The organism is Thiomicrospira microaerophila, assembly GCF_023278225.1.
In the GTDB taxonomy this organism is placed as follows: Bacteria; Pseudomonadota; Gammaproteobacteria; order Thiomicrospirales; family Thiomicrospiraceae; genus Thiomicrospira; species Thiomicrospira microaerophila_A.
This window is the reverse complement of sequence record NZ_CP070959.1, coordinates 1,924,703-1,944,267: the sequence shown is the minus strand read 5'-3', so window position 1 is coordinate 1,944,267 and position 19,565 is coordinate 1,924,703. Positions and strand designations below refer to the sequence as shown.

The 19,565-nt window shown below is 46.6% G+C and carries 21 protein-coding genes; 11 read left to right on the top strand and 10 right to left on the bottom strand.

The features are described 5' to 3' along the window. The first annotated feature begins 50 nt into the window (after positions 1 to 50). The 3 genes from JX580_RS09380 to JX580_RS09370 are packed head-to-tail and all read left to right on the top strand — an operon-like array spanning position 51 to position 3,324. On the top strand, positions 51 to 1,604 hold the full coding sequence (locus JX580_RS09380; RefSeq protein WP_248850286.1) for a cryptochrome/deoxyribodipyrimidine photo-lyase family protein: 1,554 nt from the start codon (positions 51 to 53) through the stop codon (positions 1,602 to 1,604). Continuing rightward, on the top strand, positions 1,605 to 1,775 hold the full coding sequence (locus JX580_RS09375) for a DUF2256 domain-containing protein (RefSeq protein WP_248850285.1): 171 nt from the start codon (positions 1,605 to 1,607) through the stop codon (positions 1,773 to 1,775). Continuing rightward, positions 1,768 to 3,324, top strand: coding sequence for a cryptochrome/photolyase family protein (locus JX580_RS09370; protein WP_248850284.1), 1,557 nt, complete (start codon positions 1,768 to 1,770; stop codon positions 3,322 to 3,324). Before JX580_RS09375 ends, JX580_RS09370 begins: the two co-directional genes overlap by 8 nt. On the opposite strand, the gene JX580_RS09365 is transcribed toward JX580_RS09370, so the two are convergent. Then, positions 3,293 to 3,973, bottom strand: coding sequence for an SIMPL domain-containing protein (locus JX580_RS09365; RefSeq protein ID WP_248850283.1), 681 nt, complete (start codon positions 3,971 to 3,973; stop codon positions 3,293 to 3,295). The genes JX580_RS09370 and JX580_RS09365 overlap by 32 nt on opposite strands. Positions 3,974 to 4,056: 83 nt before the next feature. Between JX580_RS09365 and JX580_RS09360 the strand changes: the two genes are divergently transcribed. The 3 genes from JX580_RS09360 (at position 4,057) to JX580_RS09350 (ending at position 6,759) form a co-directional block, all read left to right on the top strand. Beyond that, complete coding sequence (locus tag JX580_RS09360; RefSeq protein WP_248850282.1) at positions 4,057 to 5,451, top strand: MFS transporter; 1,395 nt, start codon at positions 4,057 to 4,059, stop codon at positions 5,449 to 5,451. A 2-nt stretch (positions 5,452 to 5,453) separates the two neighbouring features. Beyond that, on the top strand, positions 5,454 to 6,050 hold the full coding sequence (ssb, locus tag JX580_RS09355; RefSeq protein WP_248850281.1) for a single-stranded DNA-binding protein: 597 nt from the start codon (positions 5,454 to 5,456) through the stop codon (positions 6,048 to 6,050). 136 nt (positions 6,051 to 6,186) lie between these two features. After that, on the top strand, positions 6,187 to 6,759 hold the full coding sequence (locus tag JX580_RS09350) for a hypothetical protein (protein WP_248850280.1): 573 nt from the start codon (positions 6,187 to 6,189) through the stop codon (positions 6,757 to 6,759). Here JX580_RS09350 and ispB read toward each other — a convergent pair. Next, positions 6,756 to 7,721, bottom strand: coding sequence for an octaprenyl diphosphate synthase (ispB, locus tag JX580_RS09345; RefSeq protein ID WP_248850279.1), 966 nt, complete (start codon positions 7,719 to 7,721; stop codon positions 6,756 to 6,758). The two genes, JX580_RS09350 and ispB, sit on opposite strands and share 4 nt — an antisense overlap. A gap of 215 nt (positions 7,722 to 7,936) precedes the next feature. Between ispB and rplU the strand changes: the two genes are divergently transcribed. The 5 genes from rplU to JX580_RS09320 all read left to right on the top strand — a co-directional run bounded on the left by rplU (position 7,937) and on the right by JX580_RS09320 (position 12,271). Beyond that, entirely contained in the window at positions 7,937 to 8,251 is a 315-nt protein-coding gene (gene rplU / locus JX580_RS09340; RefSeq protein WP_248850278.1) for a 50S ribosomal protein L21, read from the top strand. A 69-nt stretch (positions 8,252 to 8,320) separates the two neighbouring features. Next, on the top strand, positions 8,321 to 8,584 hold the full coding sequence (rpmA, locus tag JX580_RS09335; RefSeq protein ID WP_248850277.1) for a 50S ribosomal protein L27: 264 nt from the start codon (positions 8,321 to 8,323) through the stop codon (positions 8,582 to 8,584). A 130-nt stretch (positions 8,585 to 8,714) separates the two neighbouring features. Beyond that, entirely contained in the window at positions 8,715 to 9,749 is a 1,035-nt protein-coding gene (cgtA, locus tag JX580_RS09330; RefSeq protein WP_248850276.1) for an Obg family GTPase CgtA, read from the top strand. Positions 9,750 to 9,752: 3 nt separating this feature from the next. After that, on the top strand, positions 9,753 to 10,874 hold the full coding sequence (gene proB, locus JX580_RS09325) for a glutamate 5-kinase (RefSeq protein WP_248850275.1): 1,122 nt from the start codon (positions 9,753 to 9,755) through the stop codon (positions 10,872 to 10,874). An 80-nt stretch (positions 10,875 to 10,954) separates the two neighbouring features. Next, positions 10,955 to 12,271: an MFS transporter gene (locus tag JX580_RS09320; RefSeq protein ID WP_248850274.1), complete on the top strand. Its 1,317-nt coding sequence runs from the start codon at positions 10,955 to 10,957 to the stop codon at positions 12,269 to 12,271. A 39-nt stretch (positions 12,272 to 12,310) separates the two neighbouring features. Here JX580_RS09320 and JX580_RS09315 read toward each other — a convergent pair whose 3' ends face one another. From JX580_RS09315 to JX580_RS09280, 8 genes are read right to left on the bottom strand one after another with little or no spacing between them, the layout of a single operon-like run. Then, positions 12,311 to 13,117, bottom strand: coding sequence for a mechanosensitive ion channel family protein (locus tag JX580_RS09315; RefSeq protein ID WP_248850273.1), 807 nt, complete (start codon positions 13,115 to 13,117; stop codon positions 12,311 to 12,313). An 18-nt stretch (positions 13,118 to 13,135) separates the two neighbouring features. Continuing rightward, the gene (locus tag JX580_RS09310) at positions 13,136 to 14,428 is read right to left on the bottom strand and encodes a hypothetical protein (protein ID WP_248850272.1); all 1,293 of its coding nucleotides are present in this window, start codon (positions 14,426 to 14,428) and stop codon (positions 13,136 to 13,138) included. After that, on the bottom strand, positions 14,421 to 15,383 hold the full coding sequence (locus tag JX580_RS09305) for a mechanosensitive ion channel family protein (protein ID WP_248850271.1): 963 nt from the start codon (positions 15,381 to 15,383) through the stop codon (positions 14,421 to 14,423). Before JX580_RS09305 ends, JX580_RS09310 begins: the two co-directional genes overlap by 8 nt. Continuing rightward, on the bottom strand, positions 15,383 to 16,273 hold the full coding sequence (locus tag JX580_RS09300; protein WP_248850270.1) for an ion transporter: 891 nt from the start codon (positions 16,271 to 16,273) through the stop codon (positions 15,383 to 15,385). Before JX580_RS09300 ends, JX580_RS09305 begins: the two co-directional genes overlap by 1 nt. Before the next feature lie 40 nt (positions 16,274 to 16,313). After that, positions 16,314 to 16,994 carry a gamma-glutamyl-gamma-aminobutyrate hydrolase family protein gene (locus JX580_RS09295; protein ID WP_248850269.1) on the bottom strand — a complete coding sequence of 227 codons (681 nt, stop codon included), beginning with the start codon at positions 16,992 to 16,994 and terminating at the stop codon, positions 16,314 to 16,316. Beyond that, complete coding sequence (locus tag JX580_RS09290) at positions 16,970 to 17,977, bottom strand: amidoligase family protein (protein WP_248850268.1); 1,008 nt, start codon at positions 17,975 to 17,977, stop codon at positions 16,970 to 16,972. The genes JX580_RS09295 and JX580_RS09290 overlap by 25 nt, the downstream gene beginning before the upstream one ends. A gap of 4 nt (positions 17,978 to 17,981) precedes the next feature. Continuing rightward, entirely contained in the window at positions 17,982 to 18,419 is a 438-nt protein-coding gene (locus JX580_RS09285) for a gamma-glutamylcyclotransferase family protein (RefSeq protein ID WP_248850267.1), read from the bottom strand. Positions 18,420 to 18,477: 58 nt separating this feature from the next. Further along, entirely contained in the window at positions 18,478 to 19,503 is a 1,026-nt protein-coding gene (locus JX580_RS09280) for a porin (RefSeq protein ID WP_248850266.1), read from the bottom strand. Positions 19,504 to 19,565 lie beyond the last annotated feature (62 nt).

The window sequence follows — 19,565 nt, the reverse complement described above, 5'->3', positions numbered from 1 at the left end:
TATGTATAGCTCTTGTATTGGTTGTTGTATAATAATCTTTCGGAGGCTGTATGGAAAAGACTTCAATTCAAATAGTATGGTTTAAGCGTGATTTGCGTATCCATGATCATGCGCCGCTGTATTTTGCCGCCCAGCAGGGCGCGGTCTTACCTGTCTATGTTTTCGAGCCAGATCTTTGGCAACAGCCGGATGCCAGTTTGCGCCAATGGCGATTTGTCGCGGATTGTTTGCTGGACTTAGACGCAGACTTACGTGCGTTGGGGCAAGGCTTGGTGTTTGCGGTTGGCGAGGTGACCGACGTTTTTGCGCAACTCCAGCAGGATTATCAGATCAGTGCGATCTGGTCGCATCAAGAAACCGGTAATGCCTGGAGCTATCAACGCGATAAGCAGGTTAAAGGTTGGTTACAAGATCAACAGATTCCTTGGTATGAATTAGCCCAGCATCCGATTAAACGTGGCCTTGTACAACGAGATCATTGGCAGGCTCAAGCCGACCAGTTTTTTCAACAAGCCTTAATCCCCACACCTGCCAGCTTACCAGGCCTGCTGATGGCGCCGCCATTAAGTGCCAACGGGCTGGCCCAACAGCTTGAATACCATTTGCCTGCACCGATTGTGGCCGATGAGCACACCCAGCCGGGCGGCCGGCGACGCGGCGAGCAGCGCTTGGCCGATTTTCTGCAGCGCCATCTATCGCGTTATTTGTATGACATTGCCAAGCCGTTGGCTTCACGGCAATCCAGTTCACGGCTCAGCCCACATTTAGCTTGGGGTTGTCTGTCGATTCGTGAGGTGATGCAAGCGGCCTATGGCGCGCGTGGCAGGCTGGGCGAAAAAAATGACCGTGCTTTGAATGCTTTCGTTTCACGCCTTCACTGGCAAAGTCATTTTATGCAAAAACTGGAAACCGAACCGGCGCTGGAATTTAGCTGTTTGCAAGCTGAAACCGAGGGGTTGCGTAGCCAAGGTCAGTATCCGACACGTTTGCAGGCCTGGTTCGAGGGGCAAACTGGCGTGCCGTTGGTTGATGCCTGTATGCGTTGCTTGCGCCATACCGGTTGGTTACCGTTTCGGATGCGGGCGATGGTAATGAGTTTTGCCAGTTATCAGCTTTGGCTAGATTGGCGCGATACGGCGCCATTGCTGGCGCGTTTGTTTACGGATTATGAACCGGGCATTCATTACTCGCAGGTGCAAATGCAATCCGGCACCACCGGGATTAATGCGATGCGGGTGTATAACCCGGTTAAGCAGTCACAAGACCATGACCCTGAAGGACGCTTTATCAAGCAGTGGTGTCCTGAACTGGCTGGTTTAGAGGCCGCGTTTATTCATGCACCTTGGGATGCCGCACCGGAATGGTTGGCGCAAGCAGGCCTGGTATTGGGACAAAATTATCCCTGGCCGATTGTGGATCTTGAGCAGTCAGCGCGTGAGGCCAAACAACAGCTGGCCGCGTTACGCAAGCAACCGAGTGCTCGCGCACAAGCGCAGCAGGTTTATGTTAAGCATGGTAGCCGCTTGCGTCCGGCTAGTCGGCGTAGGTCTAAAAAAACCGTCGCCACCCTTGAGGTTGATAGCCCACAATTGAGTTTGTTTTAAATGAAAATGCGCAAGAAATCCGAGTTGCCGACCAAAACCTGCCCGGTTTGTGTGCGTCCGTTTGTCTGGCGCAAAAAGTGGGCGAAGGATTGGGAGCAGGTGATTTATTGTTCAGAACGTTGTCGGCGGTCTGCAAAACACGGCAAACAAGGCGGTAGCAAAGATGATTAGAAAATTAGTAGTGGTGTTGGGCGATCAGTTAAACCGCGATGCGTTGGTTTGGCAGGACTTTGATCCTACTCAAGATGCGATATGGATGGCAGAGTTACCAGAAGAATCGACTCATGTGCAATCGCATAAACAGCGCACGGTGTTGTTTTTAAGCGCGATGCGCCATTTTGCCGAGTCTTTGCGGCAGCAGGCCTGGTCGCTGCATTATTTGGTTTTGGGAAGTCATGATTTTGTGGGATTTGAGCAGGCATTAGGCAATTTTTTATCTCGCCATCAAGTCGGCGCAGTTGAGTTGGTGGTGCCAGGTGATTATCGGGTATTGCAACAGATTAAAGCCGCGTGTCAGCAAAAGGCTACAACGCTGAATGTTTTACCGGATATTCACTTTATCGCAGAACCTGGGGAGTTTAAAACCTGGTTAGCGGGTCGCAAAAAACCGACCATGGAGTATTGGTATCGGCACTTGCGCCAGCGCACTGGTATTTTAATGGACGACAAAAAACCGATGGGTGGCAAGTGGAATTATGATGCGGATAATCGCCAAAGCTTTGGCAAGACCGGCCCGCAAGCGGTGCCAGCGCCATTAAGGTTTACGCCCGATGCGATTACACAACAGGTTATTAAAGATGTTGAATTTCATTTTGCGCCGCACCCCGGCAAGTTGGCAGAATTTGGCTGGCCGGTGACCCGTGAGCAAGCGCTGGCCGCCTTGGAGGATTTCATTACGCATAGGTTAGCCAAGTTTGGCGATTATCAGGATGCGATGTGGCCTAACCAGGCTTGGTTGTACCATTCGTTGTTATCGGTGGCACTTAATCTTAAACTGCTCAATCCGCGTGAAGTCATGGCGGCGGCCGAACAGGCGTATCAACAAGGGCGCGCCCCATTAAACGCAGTAGAAGGATTTATTCGGCAAATTTTAGGTTGGCGTGAATATGTGCGCGGGCTGTATTGGTCGTATATGCCCGATTGGTTAAGCATGAATGCTTTGAATGCGCAGCAAGATTTACCAGGGTTTTACTGGACAGGCGACACCGAGATGGCCTGTTTAAAGGATTCAATCGGTCAGGTGTTGGAGTATGGTTATGGCCATCATATTCAGCGCTTGATGGTGACCGGCTTATTTGCATTGCTTTGGCAGGCTAAACCTGAGCAGGTACATCAGTGGTATTTGGCCATGTATGTTGATGCAGTGGAGTGGGTCGAGTTACCGAATGTGTTGGGCATGAGTCAGTTTGCCGATGGTGGCTTAATGGCGAGCAAACCGTACATTGCCAGCGGTCAGTATATTGACAAGATGTCCGGCTATTGCCAACACTGCCGCTACAAACCTAAAGAGGCGACAGGCGACCAGGCCTGCCCGTTTACCACGCTCTATTGGGGTTTTATTGAGCAGCACCAAGAACTGTTTCGCGGGCATCCCCGGCTGGGGATGCAGGTCAAGCATCTTGAACGCATGTCAGAAGAAAAGCGTGAACTGATTGGCAAACAACTAGCGCTGTTACGACAAAAGATTGTTACTCGTCCTGTAAAACCAGAATGCCGTTGATCGTCACGCTGACCATTTTCTCTCCAGCTTCAATAATCGGGGCACTGTCCATTGCGGATGAGGCCAATGCCATGCGGGGTTGAGCAAAGTGACGTGGCTGTTGTTGGCTTTGGATGTGGGTTTCTAACAATTGGTACTCAGTTTGATTAAAACTTTTAGCAATCATTTTGGCTTGTTGTTGATAGCGTTTTAATGCGTTTTCGATTAGGGCTTGTTCAGCCTCTTGTTGTTTTTGGTGGCTAATGTCTGCTTGCATTGATTGATAGGTCAGGTAGGGTTGGATGCGGGCAAGCAGTGCGCTAATGTCCAGCTCTACCGGAAGGGTTAGCGTCAGTTGTTGCTGACCCTGCCAGTGTGTGATTACGCCGGCACGATTATGTTGTGGGCGAACAGTGTAATTTCCCGTTTGGGCAAAACTGCGCTCAACATCACTCAGTTGGTTGAGTGCTTGGCGCATGGCCTTGTTGACCTGTTGACTCACGGTTTGAGCATCATCCGCTTGAAACTGAGCATTAAACTGAACAATGACCCGATCGTTATCAAATAATGCTTGTTCAGTAATAGAAAAATGAATCTTGTGTTGCGCTAACACCAGGCCTGGTAGTAATGCAAGGTAAAAGGCTAAGCCAGAGATTGTTTTGATTTTCATTTACGGGTTCTCCTAGGTGGTATAATCTTCCGAAAATTAATTCTACTCCCTGTTTGCAGGACGATAAATAAAAAAGGTTATCTATGTCTGAAGTTTTATCGCGTCGGATGAATCCGTTAGAGCGGCGCGCAACCTTCTCGATTGCTGGGATTTTTTCGACACGAATGCTCGGCTTGTTTATGATTTTTCCGGTGTTTGCGCTGTTTGCCGAGCAGGAATTCTCCAATATTACCGGTTTGCAAATCGGTTTGGCGATTGGTGCCTATGGTCTAACCCAAGCCCTGTTACAAATTCCTTATGGGATGTTGTCTGACCGGTTTGGACGTAAGCCGCTGATTTTAGTCGGGCTGTTTGTGTTTTTAATCGGCTCGATTATTTGTGCCTTGGCCGATTCGATTGAAATGATGATTTTAGGGCGGGCGGTGCAAGGGGCGGGTGCAGTGGCCGCGGTGTTAACCGCCAGTGTGTCGGATTTGGTGCGTGAACCCTACCGCCTAAGGGCGATGTCGATTGTTGGAATTACCATTGGTTTGTCTTTTACCTTGTCATTGGTGGCGGGGCCGTTGTTAGCTGAGTTTATCGGCGTGCGTGGCATTTTCTGGGTGATTGCCGGTTTATCAGTTTTGGGTATGGTTTTGGTGATTTATGCCGTGCCTGAGATCACAAATCAGCAATTTCAGCGCGAAGCCCAAGCAGTACCCAGCCAACTAGCCGAAGTACTAAAAAATGGTCAATTATTACGCTTGGATATTGGCGTGTTTATTTTGCATGCGATTTTAACCGCGATGTTTATTGCCGTGCCGTTTATATTGCGTGATGAAGCCGGTATGGACTCGTTAAGTCATTGGGAAATTTATCTGCCGGTGATGTTGTTGTCGTTTGTTTTGATGGTGCCACTGATTATCCAGGCTGAATCGAAGGGGCGAATGAAGCAAATTTTCGCCGGTGCGATTTTAATGATTGCCTTGGCTCAAATCGGTATGAGTCAATTCCATTCAAGCTATGTTTGGTTGTTTTTCTGGTTATTATTATTTTTCACCGCGTTTAACGTATTGGAAGCCTCCTTGCCATCGTTGGTAGTGAAGTTATCCCCTGCGGATAAAAAAGGCACTGCATCGGGTGTGTACTCGTCCAGTCAGTTTATGGGCGCGGCGGTGGGCGGTGCGATTGGCGGGCTGTGTTATCAGCATTATGGTTATGACGGGGTGTTTGCCTTCACCGTAATCTCAGGCTTAATTTGGTTTGCCTTAGCCGTAACCATGCAAAAACCGAATCCTTGGAGTATTGCTTCAGTTACCATCGGACAAGTTAATCCAAATGAGATAGACTATCTACAAAATAAACTATGTGAGTATGAGGGCGTGTTTGAAGCGGTGGTGATCCCCGATGAACAAAAAGCTTATTTCAAAATTGACCGTAAACTGGTGAATGAAGAAGCCCTTATCGACTATTTTCAAAAAGCTAAAGCGAGAGAGTAATTATGCGCGGAGTAAACAAAGTCATTTTAGTAGGCACGCTAGGGCGTGATCCAGAAGTACGTTATGCAGCCAATGGCAATGCGATTGCTAATTTGAGTGTCGCTACCAGTGAACAATGGAACGACCGTGCCACAGGTGAAAAGCAAGAACGTACTGAGTGGCATCGAGTTGTGATTTTTGGCAAGTTGGCTGAAATCGCACAGCAATATCTCACGAAAGGCTCGCAGGTTTACTTGGAAGGCAAGTTGCAAACGCGAAAATGGCAAGACCAGGCAACAGGTCAGGATAAGTATTCAACCGAAGTGGTGATTGATGTCAGTGGTAGTATGCAGATGCTGGGTGGACGCAATAATAATCAAGGCGCTCAGGGAGGTTATGGGCAGAGCGGTGATGTAGGTTTTGACCAAAGTTATGATGGCGGTTATGGTCAGGCCCCCGCACCTCAGCGACCTGCACAACCTGCAATGGGCGGCTATGCGCAAGCACCTATGGCCGGTGGTGCACCACAGCGTCCACCTCAACAACCACAAAAGCCCGCACCTCAGCAACGTCCGGCTTACCAACCGAATGACTTTGACGATGATGATGTACCTTTCTAAAACACACCTGATACCTTTTTAGGGTTTACTAGATGGTAAGATGTATTGCAGGCCTAGTTGTTGTTTGGAGAACTAGGCCTTTTTTATTTTCTTTAGGTTTTGCTTTTTGAGCCGTTAATTACCTTGAGGTGAAGCTATGGCAAATAAAACAGATATTACCCCGGCGCTAAGTTATTTCTTTAAGTCCTTAGAGCGACGTTCTGATTCGGTAAAAAATGCCAATCAGTTAAAGCAGCAGCGATTTAAGGATGTTGATTTTTCTGAAGTGGAGCAGTTTTTTCGTTCGCTTAAAACTCAAAATATTTTTATTAATACTGTCGGCATAAACGGTAAGGCAGAATCGACTATCCTGTCTAAAGCGATTTATAGCATGGGGCGTGTGGTCCGCATTTATTACAGCAGCAGTTTTGATGATATGCATAATGGATTTATTTTAATTACCCCTGATGTTGAATTACAGACGATTTGTGTTGAGCGTATGCATGGATTAAGGCCAAAGCCTGAGATGCTTTATCACTCGATTGATCAAATGAAAATAATTAAGTATGTGACGCGTTGGTTACTGCGGCGTATCGATTGGAAAAAGACGAAGTTAAATAACCTCGACTTGTATAAGTTATTTGTTGAAGCACGTAAGAAAGAAGAGGAGGCGCGTTTGCAAGCTCACCTCGAACTTATGTCGGAAGGCATTGAGCTTGAAAGATTCTAGTGTGAACGGTTTATCGCTAAATCTGCTAGGGCAGTAAGGGCTGATTTATACGATGAATCAGTAAGAGGTTCAAGTGCTTTTTTTGCCTTTTCCACTTCGTATTCAGCACGTTGGCGAGTAAAGTCAATCGCCCCGGTATGCTGAATAATTTCGGTCACTTCTTTTAGCAGTAGAATGCCTTCGGATTCAATAGCGCGTTTAACGATTTGTTTTTGTTCAGCATTGCCCTTTTGCATCGCGTAAATTAATGGCAGCGTCGGTTTCCCTTCGGCTAGATCATCCCCAATGCTTTTGCCTAGTTCGTCAGCACTGGCCGTGTAGTCTAATACATCATCAATTAATTGAAACGCTGCGCCAAGATGACGACCATAGTCGGCCAGTGGTTTTTCAAGTTCAGTTTGTTGAGACAGAACAGGTCCCATTTGCGCAGCCGCTTCAAAAAGTTTGGCGGTTTTACGGTGAATGACTTCCATATAGCGTTGTTCATCGGTATTGGCATCGTGGCAGTTTAGTAGTTGAAGCACTTCACCTTCAGCAATCACATTGGTAGCTTCTGACATGACTTGCATAATGCGCATTAAACCGGGTTCAACCATCATTTCAAACGAACGTGAATATAAAAAGTCGCCAACGAGTACGCTGGCGGCATTACCCCAAACTTCGTTAGCCGTTTGCTTTCCGCGGCGAGTATCGGATTCATCCACCACGTCATCATGAAGCAAGGTTGAGGTGTGGATAAACTCAATCACTGCAGCCATAATGAGATGGTGCTGGCCTTGATAACCACAAGCTCTGGCACTCAACAATACCATAAGAGGTCTGAGGCGTTTGCCGCCATTATTAATAATGTAATGACCGATTTGATTGATAAGAACAACATCAGAGCTTAAGCGATCTAGTATAAGCTGATCGGTTGCTTCAATATCAGGTAATATCAGTTGGCGTATTTCGTTCAGAGTCATAGTTATGTTTGATAAAATAAATGACTGTGAAGTTTAGTATGATTTGGCTCGATTTAAAAGCGTTTTGCTAAAGAAATATGAGTCAATTTGATAAAAATATTTCTTAATTGCTTTGACCTGTAAAACAAAAATCTATATAATCCCGCTTTTACTGTAGCGACGGCTCGAACAGAATCGTCCGAATAGCAGAATTTTCAATCCGGGAGATGTTACAAATGTATGCGGTAATTAAAACCGGTGGTAAGCAATATCGAGTTCGTCAAGGTCAAACTTTACGCGTTGAGTCATTAAATCTTAACGAAGGTGATAAAGTTGAATTTGATCAAGTCTTGATGGTCGGTGAAGGTGAATCTATCAAACTAGGTACGCCTGTTGTTGAAGGTGCTAAGGTTGCAGCAACTGTTGTGGGTAACGGTCGTGGCAAAAAAGTAACTATCATCAAATTCCGTCGTCGTAAGAACAAGTCTCGTTCTAAGCAAGGCCATCGCCAAAACTTCACTGAAGTTGAAATCACTGGTATTTCAGCTTAAGTTTCTAAATGAATAGCACCAGGCCTGGTTATTTAAACTAAACAGGCTTGTTACAGAGAGGGTAAAACCATGGCACATAAGAAGGCCGCAGGTAGTACACGCAACGGTCGCGACTCCAATGCCAAACGCTTAGGTGTTAAGCGTTTCGGTGGTGAAACCGTTTCAGCAGGAAGCATTATCGTGCGTCAGCGCGGTACTAAGTTTCATGCTGGTGTAAATGTAGGTGTTGGCAAAGATTTCACTTTGTATGCAAAAGCGAACGGTCAAGTTGCTTTTGTTACCAAGGGTAAGCCAATGCGTACTTACGTTGAGATTGTTGAGCAGTCAGCTTAATCGTTAAAACGTTCGCGTGTTAAAATAAAACGCCTTGTACACGTTTGCTGTGCAGGGCGTTTTTGTTTTGAAAATCAAAGCATGAGCGGAGTTTTCCGTTCATACAGTCCTAAAACTAGGTTGGAACACTATGCAGTTCGTAGATGAAGCACAAATACATGTTGAGGCCGGGCGCGGTGGTAATGGCATTATCAGCTTTCGGCGTGAAAAATATATTCCGTTTGGTGGACCAAATGGTGGCGATGGCGGTGATGGCGGCAGTGTGTATTTTGTTGCAGATGTCAATCTGAATACGCTGGTTGATTTCCGTTTTACCAAACGCTTTAAAGCGCAAAATGGCCAAGCCGGCATGGGGAATCAAAAAACCGGCTCAGCGGGCGAGCATTTGATTATTCCGGTGCCGATTGGTACGCAAGTGATGGATATCAACACACGTGAAGTGATTGGTGATTTGACCGAGAACGGTCAGAAATTATTGGTTGCTCAAGGTGGTCGTCATGGCTTAGGTAATGTGCATTTTAAAAGCTCAACCAATCGCACGCCGCGTCAGCATACCCTGGGCGAAGACGGTGAAGCGCGTGAGCTTTTGTTAGAAATGAAAGTGCTGGCGGATGTGGGTTTGTTAGGTCTGCCGAATGCCGGAAAATCGAGTTTAATTAGTGCTGTATCGGCTGCGCGCCCCAAGGTAGCGGATTATCCGTTTACTACGCTTTACCCAAATCTCGGGGTTGTGCGTGTTTCTGCAGAAAACAGTTTTGTCATTGCGGATATTCCCGGATTAATCGAAGGTGCAGCCGAAGGTGCGGGTCTTGGCGTGCAGTTTTTAAAACATTTATCGCGTACCGGTTTGTTATTGCATGTGGTTGATATTGCACCTGTTGATGAATCTGACCCGGTTGAAGCGGTGCGGATTGTTGAAAAAGAATTAGAAAAATTCAGTGAAGAGCTTTCAGGCAAGGTGCGTTGGTTAGTGCTGAACAAAACCGATTTATTGTTGGAAGACGAAGCGGATGCGGTGTGCAAAGATATTGTTGACCGACTGAACTGGCAAGGTGAAGTTTATCAAATATCCGCCGCTGAACGCCAAGGTACTGAAGTCTTGATGCAAAAAATTTCGTGGACATTACAGGCAAATAAAGCCCAGGCCTTGCAAGAGGAAATCTAAGCGATGGAACGCGTTGCACTAAATAAAACAAAACGTTGGGTGATTAAACTCGGTAGTGCGTTGTTAACCAATGATGGTTCAGGTTTGAATCAGCAGGAGCTAGCTAAATGGGTCGCGCAAATGGTAATTTTGCGTCAACAGGGGGTTGAGCTGATTATTGTGTCATCGGGCGCGGTGGCGGAAGGCATGAAGCGCTTGGGCTGGAAAACGCGACCGACGGCGTTACATGAACTTCAAGCGGCGGCGGCGGTCGGGCAAATGGGGCTGGTGCAGGCCTATGAGTCTGAGTTTGCTAAAAGTGGCCTGCATACCGCACAAATTTTAATGACACATGATGATTTGTCGAATCGAGCGCGCTATCTAAATGCCCGTTCAACCATTCAAACACTGGTTGAACAGGGCGTGATTCCGGTGATTAATGAAAATGATACTGTGGTCACCGACGAAATTCGATTTGGTGATAATGATACGCTAGCGGCTTTAACCGCCAATTTAATTGGTGCGGATATTTTAGTGATTTTGACCGATCAGCAAGGATTGTACGACAGTAATCCGCGTGAAAACCCGAATGCGCAGTTGATTAAACAAGCGCAGGTGAGTCGCAAGGATATTGAAGCGATGGCGAGTCCGGAAGGTGGCGCATTAGGTCGAGGGGGTATGTACACCAAAGTGATGGCCGCCAAACGTGCGGCACGATCAGGAACCGCTACCTTGATTGCTTCTGGTCGGGAGCCGAATATTCTACCTAAATTGTTTGCCGGTGAAGATTTTGGCACCTTACTCGTGCCGGATTTAGAGCCGATGAAAGCGCGTAAGCAATGGTTAGCCGGCCACTTGCAAGCTCGCGGCGTGCTCACGCTAGATGAAGGTGCGGTGCGCGTGGTGACTCAACAGGGGCGTAGCCTATTGCCGGTGGGTGTAGTCAAAGCGGAAGGTGGCTTTAAACGCGGTGAAATGGTGATCTGCCAAAACCAGCAGGGCATTGAAATTGCCCGCGGTTTGGTGAATTACAATGCAGAGGAAGCCCAAAAAATTCTGCGCCAACCTAGCCAGAACATTGTGCAAATATTGGGTTATATCGATGATGAATCTTTGATTCATAGAGATAATTTAGTATTGTCCTAGCTAGTTTTGTTGTTATTTAATTGATTTACAAGGCTTCTTTTGCCATCGCAAAAAAAGCCTTTGTTGTTTTGGGAGAAACTGTGTTTTTTAAACGTGCCTTATTACCCATCTCTTCGTTATTTTTGTCGATTGCGTTGTTAGCGACCGGTTATGGTTTGTTAATGACCTTTATTGGCGTGTTTTTAAAACAAGAAGGCTTGTCCGAAGGCGTGATCGGGCTGATTAATGCTGCGTTTTTCTTGGGCGCAATGTTAGCGGCGATTTTCAGTCAAAAACTGATTGTTACGGTTGGGCATGCGCGCAGTTTTTCTGCTTTTTCGGCCTTAATGGTGATGGCGTTTTTAGGCCATGCGTTGTGGTTTGAGCCTTGGTTTTGGGGTGGCTTACGGCTTGTTTCCGGTTTTGCGTTTTATGCGATGTTGATCGTGCTTGAAAGCTGGTTAAATGAGAAAAGTTCGAGCGAGGATCGCGGCAAAATACTGGCGGTTTATACCATTATTTTCTTCTTGGCGTTGGCAATGGGTCAACTGCTGTTAATGTTTGAATGGCCTGCGACCACCATTTTTATTTTGGGCTCTATTTTGGTGCTTTGGTCTTTGGTTTTAGTGGCGATTACCCGAGTGGCGCAGCCGGTATTAAAGCCTTTTGAACGTTACAGTATGCCCAAGTTACTGTCGATTGCGCCCTTAGCGTTGGTCGGTAGTTTTATTGGCGGGGTGTTTGTCGGCGCATTTTATACCATGTTACCTTTGTACGTATTGAATGTGTTTGAGCAAGCCAGCGTGGTGTCCTTGTTTATGGCGATCACGATTCTGGGTGGGTTGGTCGCGCAATTGCCTGTGGGGGTGTTATCAGACCGTTTGGGGCGGCGCAAAATGCTGGCTTGGGCTGGGTTTTTTAGTGTCGGCGCGTTGGTATTAATGTTGGTGTTGCCCTGGGTTTGGCAAAATAGTGTGGTGTTACTTTATGCGGTTGGTTTTTTATTGGGCATGAGCTTGTTTAGTATTTATCCGCTGAGTGTCGCACGCGCCAATGATGTGTTTGACGAAAACAAAGACCTAGTCGAAATTAGCCGAACCTTATTGTTTTCATATGGCTTAGGTTCGTTTATCGCGCCATTGGTGTTAGGGTTTATTCTTGGGTTTTCAGCAACGGTGTTTTTTATTGTGTTGGCTTTGTTTGCCTTGGCGTTAGGGGGCTATTCGTTAATGGCTGAGCGTATTCCGGATGAAAACATGAATGTCTATGTCGCGGTACCCGCGGCATCGGGTCAGATGCTGGCAGAAATGGATCCGCGTCAAGATGAAGAATGGGTTGAGGAACACCGTCCTAATCTCGAGGAGGTTGAGGATAGCGCCTTACTTAACACCAGTGAGACTGATCACAAGAGTAATTAGGTCGATATAGCTTGCAATGGGTTAAGACATCCTAGCCCATCAGTTTTGGACAGCGTTTGGCACGAGAGCAAACTGTGCCCCTAGATTGAGGAGTTCGGCTTTGCCGCGTATGGTCATATCGGTGATAAAACGAAATTGTTGGGAAGCGTCGACCGGATAGGCTTTAAGTCGATAATGGGTGCCCCAAGGTTTTTCAAATACCACGACCGCAACCGGGTCATCAAAGTAAATGTAAGGGCTCGTGAGTGCTACATCTTCTAGTAGCGCTTGCACTTGTTTTGCATCGTGTTGTGGGTGAAGATAAAAATCGGCAACACACTGCAGTCGTGCATCGCCGTTGTTAGAGTTGATAACAGGGTTGCTCCAAAGATAACTGTGCGGCACTAGCACGCGGTCATCATCTGCGGTAACGATTTCAACAGTTCGTAAGCCGATGTGTTTCACCTCACCGGAAATATCCCCTAGCTTAACCCAGTCACCATTGCGGTAATTCATTTCACCAATCGCCACGATGCCTGCAATTAAGCCACTGGCATAGTCTTTTAGGGCAAATCCCAATGCCAGCCCGATAGAGCCAAAGATTGCGACCATATTTTGAAAGGTGGGTTCAATCACCCGCGGTACAATCAGTAAAACCGCAACAATAATGGTCGTGAGGCGCAAATAAGGGGTAATGGAGAGTACCAGCAGGCGTTTACGACCGGGGAGGCTATTCGCTAACCAAGGCACTAAACGCTGGATAGTCATAATGAAACTGATTGCAAGAGCGAGTATGATGCCGATTTCAAGCAAAGCAGGCGTGTCTAGGCTTTGAAAAAAGTTACCTAGGTTGATTTCTTCAGACATGGTTTTGTTCTCTTTTCACTAAAAAGCATCAGATAAATAGTTTTGGTTGATCAGCAAACGGCGGATTGTCGGGTAAGCCGTTTTTTTGACTAACCAGCGTGTGGTTTGGTATTCGACCAGCTGGGCTTGTTCAAGTTGAGCAAGCAGTCCTTGGCATCGTGTTTGCGAGTAGGGCAGAACGTTTTCTAAGCCAATTTCATCTAAGCCGTTATGGATTAATAGGGCATGTAAAACAAGAAAAAAGGCTTCAGGATTACCCGTTGGCATACTTGGTTCTGCGGGCATTTTGGCAAGCCAGAGACGAGTGCCTGCTGAGAGTTGCGTTGTTGGTTCTTCGTTATTGTTTACGGCGTTTTGCTTTGTATCATTAGGGTCATCGGCCTCATCATCGGGAATCAGCTGGCCTTCTGACTTGGCCTCATCTAGGTCGTCATAAAGCCGTTCTTGCCAATAATGTAATGCTAAGGCCAGATTGCCCCGACAATGTGCAACCAGTTCATTAAATTCGGTGTCAGTTTGTTCGCTATCAATCTCGTTGGTCAGAATTTCATTACCATTAATCGCGCTCAGATAATGAATATGCATTTTAGAATGATGGGCGTAATCTGAAATCAATGAGGTGAGTCGTTCGGCATCGAATGCTTGTAAGGTTAAGACATCGGTCGCTGGCCATGCGTGAATTCGTTGAAAAAAAGCCCAAGCCCAGCTATCACAGCCAATTATGCCTTGACCTAGATGACCTTGGGTGGCAAGGCTTAAAACTCTTCTTACAAGGCTGAGCCCATGGGTGTGGCGCAAAAAACAGCGCTCAAGTTCTGGCAGAACCCAAAGCTGATCAGGTGTGAATTGATCAAACCAAGTTAAATCCTGATTAAGGATTTGCTCAGGGGTAAGGGGTGCAATAATCTGTGCATTATGGCGTTGCCCCAGAATCTGTACAATATTTGCGTGTCCTGAAAAAGGCTGGCCAACAAGAAATTTCACGCTATCGTGTTTGTGATGTGGGTTGTCGTTTTTAAACCAGTCTTTAATCTGAGCATCTAACGCGGCAGCAGCCTCATGCCAAGGAATCTGCGGGACAAAATGCGAAAGACGCACTTCAGAAAGGGCTTGGAGTTCGTTTTCAGGTTTAAAAAGGGTTTCGTGCGCGGGTTCATCCCGTAGGTTTTTCTTAAATACTCGCCAAGCATTAGCCGTTGCTTTTTGAATATGCAGCTCAGGAACGACATAGTCCTCTGGATGAATAAACTGCCAAAAAGGCGCATCATTTTCTGGGGTCGCCGCATCCTGGTTTGCTTTAGGGTTAGTCATGTTTAGTCTCGCTAGTTGCTAGTTTGAGCGTATGTGTTTGCAAATCAATTTTTATTTGACCAGAACGAAGATGCAGGTCGCGCTGTGGAAAAGGGATTTCGATTTTACGCTGGCTAAGTTCGGTTTCTAGTTGCCATAAAAACAATGCTTTTGCTTTGCCAGGTCGAGATAACAGCTCATTATCAACCCAAACTACTAACTCAAAATCTAGGCTTGAATCACCAAAATTGACTAACCACACCTCTGGTTGACGTGTTGGATCGCGGGTAATAACGCCTGTTACCTTGTCAGCGGCGGCCAACGCGGACTCTTTAACCTGTTCTTTGTCGCTGCCATAAGCAACACCAAAGGGGATGTGTATTCGACGGTTTTTTTCGTTGTAGCTCCAGTTGGTGATTTGACCATTTATAAATTCTGAGTTTGGTACGATGAGATCAATGTTGTCACGTGTGGTGATTAGCGTATAGCGCAGACCAATTTCTTTGACTTCACCAAATGTACCCGAACTGAGTTCAACAAAATCGCCCAGCTTTAGGGTTTTTTCAGAAATAATGATAATCCCAGATATAAAGTTGCTAAAAATGTTTTGCAGGCCAAAACCAACCCCGATCGCAATCGCCCCACCTAGAAAAGCAAGCGCATTTAAATTAAAGCCCATAAAAGACAAGCCGACAAGAGTCGCGACAATCCAAACAACATAGCGGGTTAGGCGTCCAAGTAAATAGACGGTGGATCTGTCAACATGTTTATAGTCGCGTCCTTGAGTGATGCGTTGAATCAGGGTTTCGAGTTTGGCGGCTCCCCACCAAGTCAAAATAATAACGAGGATTAGGCCGAAAATAGTTGTTACCGAAAGCGATAAGGTTTCGGTATGAAATATTGGCATGGTAAACCAGTTAATGAAGCTATTTAAGCTATCAAACCATACGGACGAGTCAGGGTTTGTAGATTGCATTAGTGTTCCTTTTGATCGATTGGGTTGTCGGTATCGCTTGAATTATGTAGTTGGTTGCCGCAGTGATAACAAAATTGGGCTTCGGTAGGGTGCCCTGTGGTGCCACAGTTTTCGCAAGCACGGCCATCCTTTTGTTTTTGTTTGTTCATTGACTGATAGACTTGTGCTGAGTAAATGCCTGTAGGTACGGCGATAATGCCATAACCTATCAGAATTAAAATGGAGGCGATAAATTGACCAAAAGGGGTGATGGGCGTGATATCGCCATAACCCACGGTTGAAACACTAATCAGTGCCCAGTACATTGATGTTGGAATACTGGTGAATCCGTGTTGCGGTCCCTCGACCACATAAAGCAAGCTACCAAAGATAATAATAATGGTGAGTACGCCGACCAAAAATACCAGAATTTTGCGCCAACTGTGGGCAAAAGAATCGACTAAAACGCTGGTTTCACGTTGATAGCGATGCATGTGTAATACGTCAAAAATCCGCATGATCCTTAGAATCCTAATTACGGCTAGATAATGAAGACCGCTTTCGGGAAATACCAGTGCGAGATAGCTGGGTAATAGCGCGATTAGGTCAATGACACCATAAAAACTGCGTGCGTATCGAACTGGGTCGCGGACTACCCAAAGCCTAATCAGGTACTCGATTGTGAACAGTAGGGTAAAGAACCATTCAATGCGAAAAAGGGTCGTGCCATGTTGTTGGTGCACAGCATGAATTGAATCGGCAAACAAGATAGCCACGCTAATAAGGATAGCGAATACCAACAGCACATCGAATAGAATGGAGGCGCGTTGTTGGTAGCCAAAGATAATGTGAAATGTTTTGCTGCGAAGCCCTTCGCTGTCACAGCTTTCTGGGAGGTAGAACCTAGCCATCAATTATCGCTTTTTAGTTTAAATGAATCATGACAATATATTACTCCAAATTTCGCTGTTTTGAGGCTTGTTGAATCAGTTGTTGAAACAATTGGCGTTGGGGTTTTTGGTAGAGTAGAAATTCCGGATGCCATTGGGTTCCAATAACAAAAGGTTTGGCAGGGTCTTCTATCGACTGAATAAGGTGATCTAAGTCGCGCGAGGTGATCACAAGGCCATTGCCAAGTTGGTCAATGGCTTGGTTATGGAGGCTGTTGATTTTAGTTTTTTGCCATGCAAACAATGTTGGAATCAGGCCTGGTGGTTCGAGACAGAGCGTTTTAAGCGGAAGAATCGTCCAGCGGTGAGAGGTTTTGTGGCGTTTATTTTTTAATTGTTGCAATAGTCTGCCGCCATAGCAAATATTCAATAATTGTGCGCCGCGGCAAATCCCGAGGATAGGACTGTTTTGCGCTAACGCCTGTTCGATCATCTTTATTTCAAACGCATCGCGTGCCGCATCGTAGTTAGCTTCAACTTCAGGTTCAGCCGCGTAGAGCACCGGTTCGACATCATGGCCACCGGTAATCACCACCCCATCAAAATACGGGTTTTGGGATGCATCGTCTGGATAGAGCTGTAGTGGTGTTCCACCATAGAGTTTGATGGCAAAAGCGACCAGCCAGCGCGGAACACGCGCCCCTTTCTGAGGGCCAGTTATCGCGATAATGGGTTTAGCCATTCCGTCTCCGTGATGTCTGCCCAGTTGTTAAGCATGTTTTTGAATGGGCTATTAAGATAGTCCTGATAGGCTTCACAGCAGGCTTGTAAACGTTCAGCATCTTCAGCTAAGCGCTCAACTTCCACCCAGTCATTCCACGCCAAATATAAGCCCCAGTTTACCTCATGGATATTGCAGTCCGGTAAGCGGTAATGGAAGGTCGGTCGTGGCTTAATCAGCGCATCTTGGGTGACTTTGGCTACACGTTCAGAGTCTAGGTGCGCGAAAAGGGGAAGCATATCCAATGCGCGGTTACGGGTTGGGTTATCCATGAGGTAGTCATCGATTAACTGAACAAGATCGGGCTGGTAATCAGCTTGTGTAATCTTTTGTGCATAGCGCTTAGGGTAAGGGTTAACGTAGTTAGTAATGCGCCTAGTCATATCAATATTGGCGCGTTTAAATAGCCAGTCATACAAGCAAACAAAGGCTTGTAAACACCGGGTAATAAAGGCGGCATCAAGCCGAGGTAACTCGGGATTAAACTGCATGCCAAATGCATTGATTAAACTGTCCGAGGTGCCTTTTGCGCCTGCGTCACGCAAGTGACTGATCATGTCTTCGACTTGCCCAAGGCGTGTTAATGCAAGCGGTGGACTGACGATTTCGAGCGGCACGAGCATTTCCGCCGCCCACGCCAGTAGATCCTCAGCGGATTGTTCTAATTGTTGTCCTGTAAATTCCAGTGCACGCGGTTCTCGCCCAATCTTTTTCAGTAAATCAAAATCCAGTTCTATCACCCAGCCTCCGGCGGGGTCACCGATTAATTTGCGCTCATAGCGCCCCGGATGTTCAACGCGTAAATCAAAGAATTGCGCCAAAATTTGGGTTAAGTGGTCGAGGTCAAAACCGGCAATTTCAAGTTCAACACCGACTCGTCGGGGTTGGTTTTCCGCATTCTTCGACCAGGGTGCGGTTTTTAATGACTGTTTTGACGCTGACATAGATTCATTCCGTTATTGGAGGATGGATTAACTGGTACACCCAGGCCTGCTTACCGTTGGCGAGCGTTTTTAGAACGCGTTGATAGCGAATCCCTAAGCGTTCATAACGATCAAGCCGTTGTAATTCGGCGGGAGTGACCGTGAAAATCAGCCCATTCACCTGCTCATTAGGTTGAGGCTGGAGGTCCAGCGCTTGACGCTGATAGTTTTTAAGTTGTGCGGGCTGAGTTTCTACCGAGCGCCCAATAACCCAGCGCCGAACCCAAGAGTGTGTCAGTGTCCCATACACAAATACACGATGCTCAGTGGTTTGTTCAATTGGCGGCAGGTTGGGCGGCGGCGAGTAACCCCAGGGGCTGAGAAGATGAAACCAAAGCCAAACACTAAGGGTGAGTATGGATAACAGGGTGAGCGAAAAGACGAGTAATAACGTTTTTTTCATAAAGTCATACTAGCAGGCCTGGTGACTCGTTGCCACAACCAGGCCTGCTAATAAATAGTTAAAAGTCGTAACGGAAACCGACGGCAAGCGCTTTACCGCCTCCATTGAGTGAACCGATAAAGCTCTGAGAACCGCCACCGCCCATTTTTCGGTTAGAAATGGCATTGAGTTCTTCTTGTTGATAGAACTCAATAAATGTCTTTAGATTTTTGCTGTATTGATAGTCCGCACCCAGGTGTAGAATTTGACCGCCAAAACCATCGACTTCTGCAATCATGCCCTTAAAGGTGTAGTGATTTAACTGGTAATCTGCATAGAGGTTCATCACATTGAGTTCTTTAGCGCCTTTTGCATTCCACTGTTCAAGCTTGATGCCAATATATAGTTGATCGATTTGCTGTCCTAGCGCAGCGCCGATTAAACGTGTATTATTAGTGTCATCCACCTGATCAATGCCTATCGAAAGATCGGTACCATTTTTATTGTAGCTGGCAGTTAACTGGTAGCGGTTATCTTCAAAGCTGTCGGCACGATCTGAATCGGTGCCAATAACGATACCCCCGCCGAAAGAGAAGCCATCATAATCCGGGCTGTAGTAACTGATGGCATTGTAAGCACGGAAAAAAGCGAGTGTTGCATAACCGCTGTAATAGGTACTGAAGCGATCCACCTTGTATGAAATAGCATTGTAAAACGGCAGCCACATTTGCCCGTAGGCTAGGGTGCCGTGCTCGGTATTCACTCCAATCTGAGCTACACGAATATCGCGCTGGTCATTGTAGGGGTCTTGCACGGCAAAGTTTGCGATGTCCAATGGGATTTCGAGTTGGCCGAATACTTTAACCGCATCGCTGGCTTGCCAGCCTAGGTTCATGCCAATTCGTGAATAGGCATCACGCAAACCGATATAGCTATCGTTGCCGCCGTTGACATAACTCGTGCCCGAATCCGGACTGACCGATTCCGCTTGAACACGGGCTGAACCGTAAAAGTCCAATTCAACTGCGGCCAGTAGACTTGCAGGCGCAGTGGTTGCGATGGCGAGGCTGATGGCTTGAGCAAGTTTTTTATGGGTGTGTTTCATTCTATCTCCAATTTTATTGATTTATTTTAGATTAAGGCGCGTGGTTGAACGCGCCTTAGCTT

Coding starts and splice junctions, on each gene's coding strand:
- JX580_RS09380 (WP_248850286.1), top strand. CDS start 51: ATGGAAAAGACTTCAATTCAAATAGTATGGTTTAAGCGTGATTTGCGT.
- JX580_RS09375 (WP_248850285.1), top strand. CDS start 1,605: ATGAAAATGCGCAAGAAATCCGAGTTGCCGACCAAAACCTGCCCGGTT.
- JX580_RS09370 (WP_248850284.1), top strand. CDS start 1,768: ATGATTAGAAAATTAGTAGTGGTGTTGGGCGATCAGTTAAACCGCGAT.
- JX580_RS09365 (WP_248850283.1), bottom strand. CDS start 3,973: ATGAAAATCAAAACAATCTCTGGCTTAGCCTTTTACCTTGCATTACTA.
- JX580_RS09360 (WP_248850282.1), top strand. CDS start 4,057: ATGTCTGAAGTTTTATCGCGTCGGATGAATCCGTTAGAGCGGCGCGCA.
- ssb (WP_248850281.1), top strand. CDS start 5,454: ATGCGCGGAGTAAACAAAGTCATTTTAGTAGGCACGCTAGGGCGTGAT.
- JX580_RS09350 (WP_248850280.1), top strand. CDS start 6,187: ATGGCAAATAAAACAGATATTACCCCGGCGCTAAGTTATTTCTTTAAG.
- ispB (WP_248850279.1), bottom strand. CDS start 7,721: ATGACTCTGAACGAAATACGCCAACTGATATTACCTGATATTGAAGCA.
- rplU (WP_248850278.1), top strand. CDS start 7,937: ATGTATGCGGTAATTAAAACCGGTGGTAAGCAATATCGAGTTCGTCAA.
- rpmA (WP_248850277.1), top strand. CDS start 8,321: ATGGCACATAAGAAGGCCGCAGGTAGTACACGCAACGGTCGCGACTCC.
- cgtA (WP_248850276.1), top strand. CDS start 8,715: ATGCAGTTCGTAGATGAAGCACAAATACATGTTGAGGCCGGGCGCGGT.
- proB (WP_248850275.1), top strand. CDS start 9,753: ATGGAACGCGTTGCACTAAATAAAACAAAACGTTGGGTGATTAAACTC.
- JX580_RS09315 (WP_248850273.1), bottom strand. CDS start 13,117: ATGTCTGAAGAAATCAACCTAGGTAACTTTTTTCAAAGCCTAGACACG.
- JX580_RS09310 (WP_248850272.1), bottom strand. CDS start 14,428: ATGACTAACCCTAAAGCAAACCAGGATGCGGCGACCCCAGAAAATGAT.
- JX580_RS09305 (WP_248850271.1), bottom strand. CDS start 15,383: ATGCAATCTACAAACCCTGACTCGTCCGTATGGTTTGATAGCTTAAAT.
- JX580_RS09300 (WP_248850270.1), bottom strand. CDS start 16,273: ATGGCTAGGTTCTACCTCCCAGAAAGCTGTGACAGCGAAGGGCTTCGC.
- JX580_RS09295 (WP_248850269.1), bottom strand. CDS start 16,994: ATGGCTAAACCCATTATCGCGATAACTGGCCCTCAGAAAGGGGCGCGT.
- JX580_RS09290 (WP_248850268.1), bottom strand. CDS start 17,977: ATGTCAGCGTCAAAACAGTCATTAAAAACCGCACCCTGGTCGAAGAAT.
- JX580_RS09285 (WP_248850267.1), bottom strand. CDS start 18,419: ATGAAAAAAACGTTATTACTCGTCTTTTCGCTCACCCTGTTATCCATA.
- JX580_RS09280 (WP_248850266.1), bottom strand. CDS start 19,503: ATGAAACACACCCATAAAAAACTTGCTCAAGCCATCAGCCTCGCCATC.